General features: G+C 42.5%; 13 protein-coding genes. 8 read left to right on the forward strand and 5 right to left on the reverse strand.

Annotated features, from left to right (window positions below; all coding sequences use genetic code 11):
- The first annotated feature begins 128 nt into the window (after nucleotides 1-128).
- Nucleotides 129-851: a pseudouridine synthase gene (locus tag HT696_RS09280; RefSeq protein WP_173282980.1), complete on the forward strand. Its 723-nt coding sequence runs from the start codon at nucleotides 129-131 to the stop codon at nucleotides 849-851.
- A 110-nt stretch (nucleotides 852-961) separates the two neighbouring features.
- Nucleotides 962-2,296 carry an aminopeptidase C gene (pepC, locus tag HT696_RS09285; protein ID WP_173282979.1) on the forward strand — a complete coding sequence of 445 codons (1,335 nt, stop codon included), beginning with the start codon at nucleotides 962-964 and terminating at the stop codon, nucleotides 2,294-2,296.
- Between the two features lie 55 nt (nucleotides 2,297-2,351).
- On the opposite strand, the gene HT696_RS09290 is transcribed toward pepC, so the two are convergent.
- The 5 genes from HT696_RS09290 to HT696_RS09310 all read right to left on the reverse strand — a co-directional run bounded on the left by HT696_RS09290 (nucleotide 2,352) and on the right by HT696_RS09310 (nucleotide 7,396).
- Nucleotides 2,352-3,263: a PTS system mannose/fructose/sorbose family transporter subunit IID gene (locus HT696_RS09290; protein ID WP_000136864.1), complete on the reverse strand. Its 912-nt coding sequence runs from the start codon at nucleotides 3,261-3,263 to the stop codon at nucleotides 2,352-2,354.
- Nucleotides 3,264-3,286: 23 nt separating this feature from the next.
- Nucleotides 3,287-4,090 (reverse strand): PTS mannose/fructose/sorbose transporter subunit IIC, encoded by an 804-nt coding sequence (locus HT696_RS09295; protein WP_061439868.1) that lies wholly within the window; start codon nucleotides 4,088-4,090, stop codon nucleotides 3,287-3,289.
- Nucleotides 4,091-4,115: 25 nt separating this feature from the next.
- Nucleotides 4,116-5,105 carry a PTS sugar transporter subunit IIB gene (locus HT696_RS09300; RefSeq protein WP_173282978.1) on the reverse strand — a complete coding sequence of 330 codons (990 nt, stop codon included), beginning with the start codon at nucleotides 5,103-5,105 and terminating at the stop codon, nucleotides 4,116-4,118.
- A 234-nt stretch (nucleotides 5,106-5,339) separates the two neighbouring features.
- The gene (adhP, locus tag HT696_RS09305; protein ID WP_173225990.1) at nucleotides 5,340-6,359 is read right to left on the reverse strand and encodes an alcohol dehydrogenase AdhP; all 1,020 of its coding nucleotides are present in this window, start codon (nucleotides 6,357-6,359) and stop codon (nucleotides 5,340-5,342) included.
- 224 nt (nucleotides 6,360-6,583) lie between these two features.
- Nucleotides 6,584-7,396, reverse strand: coding sequence for a Cof-type HAD-IIB family hydrolase (locus tag HT696_RS09310; protein WP_173274992.1), 813 nt, complete (start codon nucleotides 7,394-7,396; stop codon nucleotides 6,584-6,586).
- A gap of 189 nt (nucleotides 7,397-7,585) precedes the next feature.
- Between HT696_RS09310 and HT696_RS09315 the strand changes: the two genes are divergently transcribed.
- The 6 genes from HT696_RS09315 to folK all read left to right on the forward strand — a co-directional run bounded on the left by HT696_RS09315 (nucleotide 7,586) and on the right by folK (nucleotide 13,669).
- Complete coding sequence (locus HT696_RS09315; protein WP_173282977.1) at nucleotides 7,586-9,004, forward strand: NCS2 family permease; 1,419 nt, start codon at nucleotides 7,586-7,588, stop codon at nucleotides 9,002-9,004.
- A 53-nt stretch (nucleotides 9,005-9,057) separates the two neighbouring features.
- Entirely contained in the window at nucleotides 9,058-9,765 is a 708-nt protein-coding gene (locus HT696_RS09320) for a CPBP family intramembrane glutamic endopeptidase (RefSeq protein ID WP_173282976.1), read from the forward strand.
- A 93-nt stretch (nucleotides 9,766-9,858) separates the two neighbouring features.
- On the forward strand, nucleotides 9,859-10,839 hold the full coding sequence (folP, locus tag HT696_RS09325; protein ID WP_173283587.1) for a dihydropteroate synthase: 981 nt from the start codon (nucleotides 9,859-9,861) through the stop codon (nucleotides 10,837-10,839).
- Nucleotide 10,840: 1 nt separating this feature from the next.
- Complete coding sequence (locus tag HT696_RS09330) at nucleotides 10,841-12,163, forward strand: folylpolyglutamate synthase/dihydrofolate synthase family protein (RefSeq protein WP_173283588.1); 1,323 nt, start codon at nucleotides 10,841-10,843, stop codon at nucleotides 12,161-12,163.
- Nucleotides 12,144-12,698: a GTP cyclohydrolase I FolE gene (folE, locus tag HT696_RS09335; protein WP_000380931.1), complete on the forward strand. Its 555-nt coding sequence runs from the start codon at nucleotides 12,144-12,146 to the stop codon at nucleotides 12,696-12,698. Before HT696_RS09330 ends, folE begins: the two co-directional genes overlap by 20 nt.
- Nucleotides 12,699-12,856: 158 nt before the next feature.
- Nucleotides 12,857-13,669, forward strand: a complete 813-nt coding sequence (gene folK, locus HT696_RS09340) for a 2-amino-4-hydroxy-6-hydroxymethyldihydropteridine diphosphokinase (protein ID WP_173283589.1) — start codon at nucleotides 12,857-12,859, stop codon at nucleotides 13,667-13,669.
- Nucleotides 13,670-13,726 lie beyond the last annotated feature (57 nt).

The following is a 13,726-nucleotide window of genomic DNA, read 5'->3' on the forward strand; positions in this document are numbered from 1 at the left end:
GACGAAGTCAGTAACATACATACGGCAAGGCGACGTTGACGCGGTTTGAAGAGATTTTTGAAGAGTATGAAACGAAAAGGAGGTTGGTCATTGTACCAGCCTCCTTTTGAGTATGATATAATAGTTCTATGAGATTAGATAAATTTTTAGTTGCCTGCGCTGTGGGGAGTCGGACTGAGGTCAAAAACATGCTCAAGGCTGGGCGCGTGACGGTAAATGGTAAAAAAGAAAAGTCAGCAAAATTGCAGATTGATGAAGAAAGAGATGAGATTCGCTTTGATGGGCAAGTGTTGGAGTATGAAGAGTTTGTCTACTACATGATGAACAAGCCCAAAGGAGTTATTTCAGCGACTGAGGATCCCAAGCACAGAACGGTGTTGGACTTGCTGGATGATATTGCTCGGAGCAAGGAAGTTTTCCCAGTAGGACGCTTGGATATTGACACGCATGGTCTTTTGCTCTTGACCAATGATGGTCAGCTGGCTCATGTTCTTCTTTCGCCCAAGCGTCATGTGGACAAGACTTATCTGGCACAAGTCAAGGGAATCATGACCCAAGAAGATGTGGAGACATTTGCTGAGGGTATTCCTCTCAAAGACTTTACCTGTCAACCCGCTATACTGGAGCTTGTGTCCATAGATACAGAAAAGAATCAGAGCCAAATCCGTGTGACCATTGCAGAAGGGAAGTTTCATCAGGTCAAGCGTATGGTGGGCTACTGTGGCAAGGAAGTAGTAGACTTGCAACGTTTGACTATGGGAACTCTAGTATTGGATGAGAACTTGCAGCGAGGAGAATGGCGTCGTTTGACCAAGGAAGAATTAGAAGATCTCCTTGCGAATATTGCTTAATTTGATTTATATTTGAAAAGGTGAGGAAGAATATCCTTGCCTTTTATGTTTTTCAGTTGCTTCCTTTGTGAAAAGAGTTATAATAGACTGTAGAATAAAAGGAGGAATCTATGAACGCGATTCAAGAATCATTTACTGATAAACTATTTGCCAATTATGAAGCAAATGTAAAATACCAAGCGATTGAAAATGCTGCCAGCCACAACGGAATTTTTGCAGCCTTAGAACGTCGTCAGAGCCATGTAGATAATACACCTGTTTTCTCATTGGATTTGACCAAGGACAAGGTAACCAACCAGAAAGCGTCTGGTCGTTGCTGGATGTTTGCGGCTCTCAACACTTTCCGCCACAAGCTCATCTCACAATACAAACTAGAAAATTTTGAGTTGTCACAGGCCCACACCTTCTTCTGGGACAAGTATGAGAAATCAAACTGGTTCTTGGAGCAAGTCATTGCGACTGCAGACCAAGAATTGACGAGCCGTAAGGTTAAATTCTTACTTCAAACTCCTCAACAAGATGGTGGTCAATGGGATATGGTCGTTTCCCTCTTTGAAAAATACGGTGTCGTGCCTAAGTCAGTTTATCCTGAGTCTGTTTCATCTAGTAGCAGCCGTGAGCTAAATGCAATCCTTAACAAATTGCTGCGCCAAGATGCTCAAATCTTGCGTGACTTACTAGCTTCTGGCGCAGACCAAGCGACTGTTCAAGCTAAGAAAGAAGACCTCTTGCAAGAGATCTTTAACTTCCTTGCCATGTCACTAGGACTACCACCACGTAAATTTGACTTTGCTTATCGTGATAAGGATAATAACTACCAAAGCGAAAAAGGTATTACTCCACAGGAATTTTACAAGAAATATGTCAATCTTCCTTTAGAAGACTACGTTTCTGTTATCAATGCTCCAACTGCTGATAAACCATACGGTAAATCTTACACAGTTGAGATGTTGGGGAATGTGGTTGGTAGCCGTGCGGTTCGCTACATCAACGTTCCTATGGAGCGCTTGAAAGAGTTGGCAATTGCTCAAATGCAAGCAGGTGAGACTGTTTGGTTTGGTTCAGATGTCGGTCAGCTCAGCAACCGCAAAGCTGGAATTCTTGCGACAGATGTTTATGACTTTGAATCAAGCATGGACATTAAACTCACTCAAGACAAGGCTGGACGTTTGGACTACAGCGAAAGCTTAATGACCCACGCTATGGTCTTGACAGGTGTTGACTTGGATGAAAATGGTAAGTCAACCAAGTGGAAGGTTGAAAACTCTTGGGGAGATAAGGTAGGTACAGATGGTTACTTTGTTGCCTCAGACGCTTGGATGGACGAATACACTTACCAAATCGTTGTCCGTAAGGAATTGCTGACAGCAGAAGAACAAGCAGCCTATGAAGCAGAACCAATTGTACTCGCACCTTGGGATCCAATGGGTGCCTTGGCCGAATAAAAGTATAGAAAAAAGGAATCAGATTTTAGAACCTGATTCCTTTTAAGTTGCTTGATTACATGATATGAAGAACATGTGCCACAATACCCACTGCGAAGAGTGCAAGGATAATAGTGATTGGAGATACTTTTTTCTTAAGCAAGTACATGCAAAGTAAAGTAAGGAGTAGTCCTGATAGTCCAGGAATCAACATATCCAAGTTTTGTTGGAAAGTAGTAACTTTTTCAGGAGTTTGAGACAATCCTTGTCCTACTTGTGCGAATGCTTCTTGGATACCTTTAGACCCTTCTGGCAATTTATCCCAATGGATATAAGCTTTTTCATCTAGTTGAACTTTGGCAACATCGAAAGCAAATTTAATATTTACCCAACGTTGAACAAGGACAGCAAGAATGAACATACCAAGGATAGAAGCTCCTTTAGTGATGTCTTGAAGGATACCGCCAGACATATCTTTAGTGATTTCTGATCCAGCCTTGTATCCAATCTCTTGTGTATACCACAAGAATGACATACGAATCAAGTTCCAAAGAACGAAGAAGAGGATTGGACCTAAGATATTACCAGTAAGGGCAAGTGAAGCACCGAGTGATCCAAGGATTGGGCGTACTGTAAACCAGAATACTGGGTCACCGATACCAGCAAGAGGTCCCATCATACCGATTTTAACCCCTTGGATAGCAGCGTCATCGATTTCCACACCGTTAGCACGTTCTTCTTCAAGTGCAAGAGTAACCCCCATGATTGGAGCGGCTACGTATGGGTGAGTGTTGAAGAACTCAAGATGGCGTTCAAGAGCAGCGATTTGATCTTCTTTTTTAGTGTAGAGTTTTTTAAGAGCTGGAATTAATGAGTAAGCCCAACCCAAGTTTTGCATACGTTCATAGTTCCAAGAACCTTGTAAGAAAGTTGAACGCCACCAAACTTTTTTACGATCTGATTTAGTTAATTGAAGTTTTTCAGTCATGATGTTTTCAGTCCTTTCTTATCTTAGTAGTCTTCTAGGATATCGCCGATTGGGTCGTTAGAAGTTGCGGCTCCTCCGCCACCATTTCCACCAGTTTTAGAAAGGTGAAGGTAGATAAGAGCGATAGCAACACCGATAGCACCAAATCCGATTAGAGTAATATCTGACACGGCAGCAAGCACGAAACCGATAGCGAAGAATGGCCATACTTCACGAGTTGCCATCATGTTGATAACCATGGCGTAACCAACGGCAACGACCATACCACCACCGATAGCCATACCGTCTTTGAGCCAATCAGGCATAGCATTTAGAATGCTTTGTACGGTTTCAGTTGGTACCATTAGAAGGAGTGCTGCAGGGACTGCAATACGAAGACCTTGAAGAAGAAGTGCGACAAAGTGAGCACGTTCAACTGCTTTGAAGTCACCTTTTTTAGCAGAAGCATCAGCAGTGTGAACCAATCCGACAGAGAGTGTACGGACAATCATAGTCAAGAATAGACCAGCAACTGCAAGAGGGATAGCAACCGCTTGGGCAACACCGATACCTGTCTTAGTAAAGTCGCCACCAAGAACCATGATAATGGCAGCAGCAACAGAAGCAAGAGCAGCGTCAGGAGCTACGGCAGCTCCGATGTTAGCCCAACCAAGGGCAATCATTTGAAGAGAACCACCAAGTATAATACCTGCTTCTAAGTGACCTGTTACAAGCCCAATAAGAGTACAAGCTACAAGTGGTTGATGGAATTGGAACTGGTCGAGGATACCTTCAAGACCTGCTAGGAAGGCTACAACGACTACTAAAACCATAGAAATAATAGACATCTTTAAAATCCTTTCATAAAATCGATTATTGTACGTTTGCTTTATTGATCAAGTCAAACAAATCTTTTTTGGTGTCGTTTGGTACTTTACGTACGTCAAATTCAACACCGAGGTCACGCATTTTTTCAAATGTAGCAACATCTTCTTTGTCCATAGACAAAACGTTGTTGACCATTGTTTTACCTGTTGAGTGAGCCATAGAACCAACGTTAAGAGTCTTGATTGGCACGCCACCTTCGATAGCACGAAGGGCATCTTGAGGTGTTTCAAACAAGATAAGGGCATGTGTTTCTCCGAAACGTGGATCTTTTGAAACCTCAATCAGTTTTTGAATTGGAACCACGTTAGCCTTGACATTACCTGGAGCCGCTTGTTTAATGAGCTCTTTACGAAGGTCGTCTTTAGCCACGGTATCTGAAGCAACGATGATACGATTTGCTTTTGAATCTGGAGTCCAAGCAGTTGCAACCTGACCGTGAAGTAGACGTGTGTCAAGACGTGCAAGGTTGATTTTGAGTTTCCCGTCTCCGATGACAGTTCCTTCTGGAATAGCAGCTTGGGCAACTGGAGCAGCTGCAGCGCTTGCTACTTCCTCAACTGGGTTTAGCTCTTCTGGAAGAGCCTTGATGCCATCTTTGGCTTCTTTAATGATATTAGCAGCGACTTTTTCTACACCTGCAACAGCGTCCATCAGGCGCTCTGTGTAGGCTTGAATTAACATCGGTAAGTTCAGTCCTGTGATGATGGCAAACTTACGCTCGGGATTTTCTCCCATCACGCGACTAGCTTGGTTAAATGGAGATCCACTCCAAAGGTCAGCCAAAACTAGAACCTCATCTTCTGCGTCAAATGCAGCAACAGCGTTATTAAACTTAGCGTATAGATCATCAGGACCCTCATTTGGCATAAAGGTTACAACTTGAACCTTTTCTTGTTCACCAAAGATCATAGATCCTGACTGATGAATACCCGCAGCAAACTCGCCGTGGCTCGCAATAATGATTCCGATACTCATTATTGTCATTCCTCCTTTTTTGTTTTAGTTTTCGTTTAAGAAAACTTTAAGACTTTTTAAGTATAAACCGTTTTCATCTAAAAATCAACTATTTATCATAAAATAATTAAAAATATTACATCTGAAAATATTGATATATTGAGTTTTGGAGAAGTTTTTTTGAATTCTTATTTAAAAATTTAATATAAAAAAGTTGGAAGACGCTTCCAACTTTTAAAATAGGTTTCTAATAGATTAGTGGGTGAAGTCGAGTACCATACGTCCTTGGATTTGCCCTTTTTCCATTTCGTCGAAAATGGCTACGGCATCTTCTATTGGACGTTTTTGAACAACTGGAACTACCAAACCTTCTGCACCGAATTGGAAGGCTTCTTCCAAGTCTTTACGAGTTCCAACAAGAGAACCGATAACTTGGATTCCATCGAGGACTGTTTTAACGATGCTGAGTTCCATCATTTCAGAAGGAAGACCGACAGCGACGACGCGACCACCGGCACGAACGGAGTCAACAGCCTGGTTGAAGGCAACTTTAGATACAGCAGTTACGACAGCTGAATGAGCTCCTCCATCAGTTTTTTCTCTGATGAGTCCTGGTACATCATCAACTTCTAGGCCGTTAATAACGACATCAGCACCGACTTCTTTTGCAAGGGCAAGTTTGTCATTGTTGATATCAACTGCGATGACATGAGCATTGAATACTTTTTTAGCATATTGAACAGCTAGGTTACCAAGCCCACCAGCACCATAAAGGACAACCCATTGGCCTGGTTCAACTTTTGCTTCTTTAATAGCTTTATAGGTTGTTACGCCAGCACATGTGATAGAAGAAGCTTGGGCTGGATCAAGTCCGTCAGGAACTTTGACAGCATAGTCAGCAGTTACGATACATTGTTCAGCCATACCACCGTCTACTGAGTAGCCAGCATTTTTCACTGTACGGCAAAGAGTTTCGCGACCAGTTGTACAGTATTCGCAAGTGCCACATCCTTCAAAGAACCAAGCAACGCTGACGCGGTCGCCGACTTTAAGGCTTTTTACATCTGGGGCAATTTCTTTAACAATACCAACACCTTCGTGACCTAGAACACGTCCTGGTACTTGACCAAAGTCACCATGGGCAACGTGGAGGTCAGTGTGGCAAACACCACAGTATTCAATTTCTACAAGTGCTTCCCCAGTTTCAAGTGGACGGAGTACTTTTTCTTCAACAGCAACACCAGTGCTTTCTGGATTTACAACAACAGCTTTCATAGCTATCCTCCTTTATATTGACCGAGAACAGGGACAACGGGACTGGATTGATTTTTTGTCAACAGAGTCGAGTGTTACGAGCTCTCTTGCATTTATATGTGAATTATATCACAAAAGAAAGCCTTTTCCAAGGTTTTGGAGGCAAAAAGTAGAACAATCGATTAACTGGTTGATGAGACTGTGAAAAGAGCACAAAGACCAGCTCGCAAGCTAGTCAGTATGGACTATAAGAATAAGTCTTGCAGGGTTTTGGCAACCCCATCTTGGTCGTTGGTCAGAGAAATTTGCTCATCTGCATAGGGGAGTAACTCTGGATTGGCATTTTTCATGGCATAGCCCTTCCCTGCAAAAGCGAGCATTTCGGTATCATTGTGTTCATCTCCAAAAGCAATCAAATCTTTTTTGTCGCGGTTCATTACCTTGAGCAAGTAGTCCAAGGCAAAGGCCTTATTAACTCCTTTGGGTGTACACTCAAGGATATTGAGCGGACCTCCCCAGGTATTGATAGACAGTTGATGCTGGTAGAAGGCGTTCATTTCTTTTGCCAGGGCATACTTGTCACTGGCTCTAGTCTGCAAGAGAATACAGTTAGGATCCTTGGTCACCAATTCAGGCTGAAATTGATCTTCAGGGCGAAAAGCTTCTACACCAAATAGTTTGGGATTGGCAATTTCTTCATTGGGATTTGTAATGTAGAATTTTTTACGATATTCTCCAGCGATAAAATCGGCTTGAATGTTCTCTGAACGTCGAACCATGTCTAAAAGATATTTTTTGTCTACCGTCAAACACTTTTCGAAGTTCCAAACTTGGTCTGGTAAATGAGTGAGGGAGCCGTTGAAGTTAATCATAGGAGTGTCTAAGCCTAGTTCACGGTAGAAATCTTTTGACATGCGGTAAGGGCGACCTGTCGTAATAATAATCTGATGGCCTTTTTCGGCAACTTTTCTGATAGTTTCTTTGGTAAAGTCAGAAATCTGACTGTCCGAGTTGAGCAGGGTTCCATCCAGGTCAACTGCAATAATTTTTTTCGTCATAGGGACCTTTCTAGTGTCTTTTCAGATAAGATGTCTACTATTATAACAGAAAGCAGGCAGAAAAGCAGATTCCAAACAAAAAATGAAATTGAATCAATTTCTTAAATAAATCAAACAAAGATATTGAAAAAGTGAATGATAAATGATATAATTCTATTATTGTTCGTAAAAATTAAAAGGAGATTGATAATGGACAAATTATTTAAACTAAAAGAGAACGGTACAGACGTTCGTACAGAGGTTCTCGCTGGTTTAACAACTTTCTTTGCAATGAGTTATATTCTCTTTGTAAACCCACAAATTCTTTCGCAAACAGGAATGCCTGCTCAGGGTGTATTCCTCGCAACGATTATCGGTGCAGTTGCTGGTACCCTGATGATGGCCTTCTACGCCAACTTGCCATATGCTCAAGCGCCAGGTATGGGACTCAATGCCTTCTTTACCTTTACAGTTGTATTTGGACTCGGTTATTCTTGGCAAGAAGCCCTAGCTATGGTCTTCATCTGTGGAATTATCTCATTGATTATCACTTTGACAAATGTTCGTAAAATGATCATTGAATCGATTCCAAATGCCCTTCGCTCAGCTATTTCAGCTGGTATCGGTGTCTTCCTTGCCTATGTAGGGATTAAGAATGCTGGACTTTTGAAATTTACGATTGATCCAGGTAACTATACTGTTGTAGGAGAAGGGGCTGACAAAGCGCAAGCAACCATTGCGGCAAATGCTTCAGCAGTTCCAGGCTTGGTCAGCTTTAATAATCCAGCTGTTTTGGTGGCTCTTGCAGGACTTGCCATTACTATCTTCTTTGTCATCAAAGGGATTAAAGGGGGAATTATCCTCTCTATCTTGACAACAACTGTTCTTGCTATTGCAGTTGGTTTGGTAGATTTGTCAAGCATCGATTTTGCTAATAACCATGTTGGTGCAGCTTTTGAAGATTTGAAGACAGTCTTTGGTGCAGCTCTTGGTTCAGAAGGTTTGGGAGCTTTGGTTTCAGATACAGCTCGCTTGCCTGAAACGCTTATGGCTATTCTTGCCTTCTCATTGACAGATATTTTTGACACAATTGGTACCCTGATCGGTACAGGTGAAAAAGTTGGTATCGTAGCGACCAATGGTGAAAATCACCAATCAGCTAAGTTGGACAAGGCTCTTTACTCTGATTTGATTGGTACTTCTATTGGTGCCATCGCAGGTACTTCAAACGTAACGACTTATGTTGAGTCTGCTGCTGGTATCGGTGCAGGTGGACGTACTGGTTTGACAGCCTTGGTTGTGGCAATCTGTTTTGCAATCTCAAGCTTCTTTAGCCCACTTCTCGCTATCGTACCAACAGCTGCTACAGCTCCAATCTTGATTATCGTCGGAATTATGATGTTGGCTAGCTTGAAAAATATCCATTGGGATGATATGGCTGAAGCGGTTCCTGCTTTCTTCACATCTATCTTTATGGGATTCAGCTACTCTATCACTCAAGGGATTGCAGTTGGTTTCTTGACTTACACCTTGACTAAGCTTGTCAAAGGTCAAGCTAAAGATGTTCATGTCATGATTTGGATTTTGGATGCCTTGTTTATCCTTAACTACATCAGTATGGCCCTATAATAGAATGACCCAGGGGGATTTTCCCCCTTTTTTGAATACAAAGGAGATAGGTGATGAAAGAGAAAAATATATGGAAAGAATTATTGAATCGTGCAGGTTGGCTGTTAATCTTTTTGCTAGCGACAATTTTATATCAGATTCCTTTAGGGGTCACTGCTATTTTAACTTTAAATGCAGTACCACTGTTACAGTCAGGACTGATAGTCGCTGGTATTTCAATTGTGGTTTTAGCGTTATTTATTATTGGAGCTCGTAAAACGCAATTGGCAAGTTTTAATTTTTCTTTTTTTAGAACTAAGGATTTGGCTAGATTGGGCTTAAGCTATCTAGTGATTCTTGCCTTTAATATTATTGGTATGGTCTTACTGCATTTGATGAATGAAACAACAACCAGCAATCAATCAAATATTAATGATTTGGTCCAGAATAGTTCCTTAATTTCCAGTTTTTTCCTACTGGTTCTAATAGCTCCTATTTGTGAGGAGATTTTATGTCGAGGAGTGATTCCTAAAAAACTCTTTCGTGGTAAAGAAAATGTGGGTTATATAGTCGGTGCTATTATCTTTGCCTTGCTTCATTTACCGACAAATCTACCTTCTCTTCTTATCTATGGAGGTATGTCGACCGTTCTATCTTGGACGGCTTACAAGACCCAACGTTTGGAAATGTCTATCTTACTTCACATGATTGTTAATGGGGTTGTTTTCTGTTTGTTGACTCTTGTGGTGATCATGAGTCGGACATTAGGGATTTCTGTTTAATATTTTTGACAATTGCTTACTTGTTTCTACTGGGAAAAAGATGAATGCAATCGTGTCCATCTTTTTCTTTTTATGGTAAAATAGAGAAATAATATGGTGAAAAGCCTTGAGGGAGTGACCGATATGTCAACTAAAGTAAATCATGCAAAGACAGCTATTTGCGGAATTATCAATGTAACCCCAGATTCCTTTTCGGATGGTGGTCAATTTTTTGCTCTTGAGCAGGCACTCCAGCAGGCTCGTAAATTGATAGCAGAAGGGGCTAGTATGCTAGATATCGGCGGAGAATCGACTCGGCCTCGGCCGGGAAGTAGCTATGTTGAGATAGAAGAGGAAATCCAGCGTGTTGTTCCAGTGATTAAAGCGATTCGCAAGGAAAGTGATGTCCTCATCTCTATTGATACTTGGAAGAGTCAGGTGGCAGAGGCTGCTTTGGATGCTGGTGCCAATCTAGTCAATGATATCACTGGTCTTATGGGTGATGAGAAAATGGCCCATGTGGTTGCTAAGGTTGGTGCGAAAGTAGTCATTATGTTTAATCCAGTCATGGCGCGACCTCAGCACCCTAGCTCGCTCATCTTCCCTCATTTTGGTTTTGGTCAAACCTTTACAGAAAAAGAGTTAGCTGACTTTGAAAAAATGCCAATTGAAGACTTGATGGAGGCTTTCTTTGACAGAGCCCTATCGAGAGCGGACGAAGCTGGAATCGCACAAGAAAATATCCTGTTGGATCCAGGAATCGGCTTTGGTCTGACCAAGAAAGAAAATTTGCTTCTTTTACGGGATCTGGATAAACTACATCAGAAGGGCTATCCAATCTTTCTTGGAGTGTCGCGTAAGCGGTTTGTCATCAATATCCTTGAAGAAAATGGCTTTGAAGTCAATCCTGAGACAGAACTTGGTTTCCGCAATAGGGACACGGCTTCGGCTCATGTAACCAGTATCGCTGCGAGACAGGGGGTAGAAGTGGTACGAGTGCATGATGTAGCTAGTCACAGGATGGCAGTTGAAATTGCCTCCGCTATTCGTCTGGCTGATGAAGCGGAAAATTTAGATTTAAAACAATACAAATAAGATGAAAGAATTTGAAAACAATCAGTGGATTACCAATTACCGGACGGACCAACCGTATTTTGGCTTGGAACGCATGGTGGAACTGTTAGCTTTGCGTGGCAATCCCCATCTCAAACTCAAGGTCATCCATATCGGAGGGACTAACGGTAAGGGTTCGACCATTGCTTTTTTGAAAAATATGCTAGAAAAGCTGGGCCTGAGAGTTGGCGTGTTCAGCTCGCCCTATCTCATTCATTACACAGACCAGATCAGCATCAATGGGGAATCCATTCCCGAGGCTAGACTAGAAGCCCTCATGGCATACTATCAGTCTTTGCTGGAGGGAGAAGTGGCTACCAATTTGCAGGGGACAACTGAGTTTGAAATAATTACAGCCATAGCCTATGACTACTTTGCTTCAGAGCAAGTAGATGTGGCTATCATGGAAGTGGGCATGGGTGGACTCTTGGATAGTACCAATGTCTGCCAGCCCATTTTAACAGGCATCACGACTATTGGACTGGACCATGTAGCCTTACTTGGTGACACCTTGGAAGCCATAGCAGAGCAGAAGGGTGGTATTATCAAGCAAGGTATTCCCTTGGTAACAGGTCGTATCCCTCCAGAAGCTTTGGCTGTGATTGACCGCATTGCGGAAGGGAAAGATGCGTCGAGACTTGTCTGCGGGGCAGATTATCATGTCAGTCACCAAGAGAGTGTGGTAACAGGTGAAGTCTTTGACTATACAAGTGCTGTCAGACAAGGTCGCTTCCAGACTGGCCTGCTTGGTTTGCACCAGATAGAGAATGCTGGGATGGCCATAGCTTTACTTGATACTTTTTGTTTAGAAGATGGTCGAGAGCTAGCAAGCAATGACCTACTTGGTCAAGCCTTGGAAGAAGCAAGTTGGCCAGGGCGTTTGGAAGTTGTGTCGAGAGACCCCCTGATGATTTTGGATGGGGCCCACAATCCCCATGCTATCAAGGCCTTATTGGCAACCTTGCAAGAACGCTTTGCGGATTATCATAAGGAAATCCTCTTTACTTGTATCAAAACCAAGGCCTTGGAGGATATGTTGGACTTGCTGGGGACAATGCCAGATACCGAGCTTACTCTGACACATTTTGAAGATAGTCGGGCGACTGATGAAAGCGTGTTGGAAGAGGCAGCTAAGTCTAGGAATCTCAACTACCAAGGTTGGCAGGATTTTCTAGAGCAAAAATTGACAGATAAAAAAGAAGAGAAAAAAACAGTTAGGATTGTCACAGGTTCCTTGTATTTTTTGAGCCAAGTGAGAGCCTATCTGATGGAGAGGAAAAACGAGAATGGATACACAAAAGATTGAAACAGCTGTAAAAATGATTATCGAGGCTGTAGGAGAGGACGCTAACCGCGAGGGCTTGCAGGAAACACCTGCTCGTGTAGCCCGTATGTACCAAGAAATTTTTTCAGGTCTTGGTCAAACAGCGGAGGAACATTTGTCAAAATCCTTTGAGATTATTGATGATAATATGGTGGTAGAAAAGGATATCTTTTTCCATACCATGTGTGAACACCACTTCTTGCCATTTTATGGTAGAGCACATATTGCCTACATTCCAGATGGTCGTGTGGCAGGCTTGTCTAAGCTAGCTCGTACGGTTGAAGTTTATTCGAAAAAGCCGCAAATTCAAGAACGGTTGAATATCGAAGTGGCCGATGCCTTGATGGACTATCTAGGCGCTAAAGGAGCCTTTGTTGTCATTGAGGCGGAGCATATGTGTATGAGCATGCGTGGTGTCAGAAAACCGGGCACTGCCACCTTGACGACAGTAGCTCGTGGTCTATTTGAAACAGATAAGGACCTCCGAGATCAGGCTTATCGTTTAATGGGACTATAAAACTCTTCGAAAATCAAATTCAAACCACGTCAGCTTCCATCTGCAACCTCAAAATAGTGTTTTGAGCAGCCTGTGGCTAGCTTCTTAGTTTGCACTTTGATTTTCATTGAGTATAAAAAGAATCCGCTTTGGGCGGATTTTTCTAGAAAGGAATCATTATGGATCAACTGCAGATTAAGGATTTGGAAATTTTTGCCTATCATGGTCTTTTTCCTAGTGAGAAGGAATTGGGGCAGAAGTTTGTCGTTTCAGCCATCCTATCCTATGATATGACCAAGGCGGCGACAGACTTGGATTTAACGGCTTCTGTCCATTATGGAGAACTGTGTCAGCAGTGGACGACTTGGTTTCAGGAAACAAGTGAGGATTTGATTGAAACGGTAGCTTATAAACTGGTGGAACGTACTTTTGAGGCCTATCCTCTTGTCCAAGAAATGAAGCTGGAACTGAAAAAACCTTGGGCGCCAGTGCATTTGCCACTAGATACTTGCTCGGTAGCCATTCATCGCCGCAAGCAACGATCCTTTATCGCCCTAGGAAGCAATATGGGAGATAAACAAGCAAACTTGAGACAAGCCATTGAGAAAATGCGAAATCGAGGTATCCATATTCTCAAAGAGTCCAGTGTCTTGACGACGGAGCCTTGGGGTGGTGTGGAGCAAGATAGCTTTGCTAATCAAGTGGTTGAAGTAGAAACATGGTTGCCTGCCCCAGTGCTATTAGAAACCTTGTTAACCATTGAAGCAGAGATGGGACGGGTGAGAGAAGTGCATTGGGGACCTCGTTTGATTGATTTGGACTTGCTCTTTGTGGAGGACCAGGTCATTTATACAGACGACCTCATCCTGCCTCATCCTTACATAGCGGAACGCCTTTTTGTCCTTGAGTCCTTACAGGAAATTGCGCCTCATTTTATCCATCCGACATTAAAGCAACCGATCCGTAACTTGTATAATGCTTTGAAAAAATAGAAAAAACTCTAGTTTTCAGTCGTTTGCAACTGAAGGCTAGAGTTTTTATACTCTTCG

This window comes from Streptococcus sp. 9903, from assembly GCF_013276625.1.
Classification (GTDB): domain Bacteria; phylum Bacillota; class Bacilli; order Lactobacillales; family Streptococcaceae; genus Streptococcus.

Bases quoted from the DNA above. Each gene is read 5' to 3' on its own strand.
- HT696_RS09280 (WP_173282980.1), top strand. From the start codon at position 129: ATGAGATTAGATAAATTTTTAGTTGCCTGCGCTGTGGGGAGTCGGACT.
- pepC (WP_173282979.1), top strand. From the start codon at position 962: ATGAACGCGATTCAAGAATCATTTACTGATAAACTATTTGCCAATTAT.
- HT696_RS09290 (WP_000136864.1), bottom strand. From the start codon at position 3,263: ATGACTGAAAAACTTCAATTAACTAAATCAGATCGTAAAAAAGTTTGG.
- HT696_RS09295 (WP_061439868.1), bottom strand. From the start codon at position 4,090: ATGTCTATTATTTCTATGGTTTTAGTAGTCGTTGTAGCCTTCCTAGCA.
- HT696_RS09300 (WP_173282978.1), bottom strand. From the start codon at position 5,105: ATGAGTATCGGAATCATTATTGCGAGCCACGGCGAGTTTGCTGCGGGT.
- adhP (WP_173225990.1), bottom strand. From the start codon at position 6,359: ATGAAAGCTGTTGTTGTAAATCCAGAAAGCACTGGTGTTGCTGTTGAA.
- HT696_RS09310 (WP_173274992.1), bottom strand. From the start codon at position 7,396: ATGACGAAAAAAATTATTGCAGTTGACCTGGATGGAACCCTGCTCAAC.
- HT696_RS09315 (WP_173282977.1), top strand. From the start codon at position 7,586: ATGGACAAATTATTTAAACTAAAAGAGAACGGTACAGACGTTCGTACA.
- HT696_RS09320 (WP_173282976.1), top strand. From the start codon at position 9,058: ATGAAAGAGAAAAATATATGGAAAGAATTATTGAATCGTGCAGGTTGG.
- folP (WP_173283587.1), top strand. From the start codon at position 9,859: ATGGTGAAAAGCCTTGAGGGAGTGACCGATATGTCAACTAAAGTAAAT.
- HT696_RS09330 (WP_173283588.1), top strand. From the start codon at position 10,841: ATGAAAGAATTTGAAAACAATCAGTGGATTACCAATTACCGGACGGAC.
- folE (WP_000380931.1), top strand. From the start codon at position 12,144: ATGGATACACAAAAGATTGAAACAGCTGTAAAAATGATTATCGAGGCT.
- folK (WP_173283589.1), top strand. From the start codon at position 12,857: ATGGATCAACTGCAGATTAAGGATTTGGAAATTTTTGCCTATCATGGT.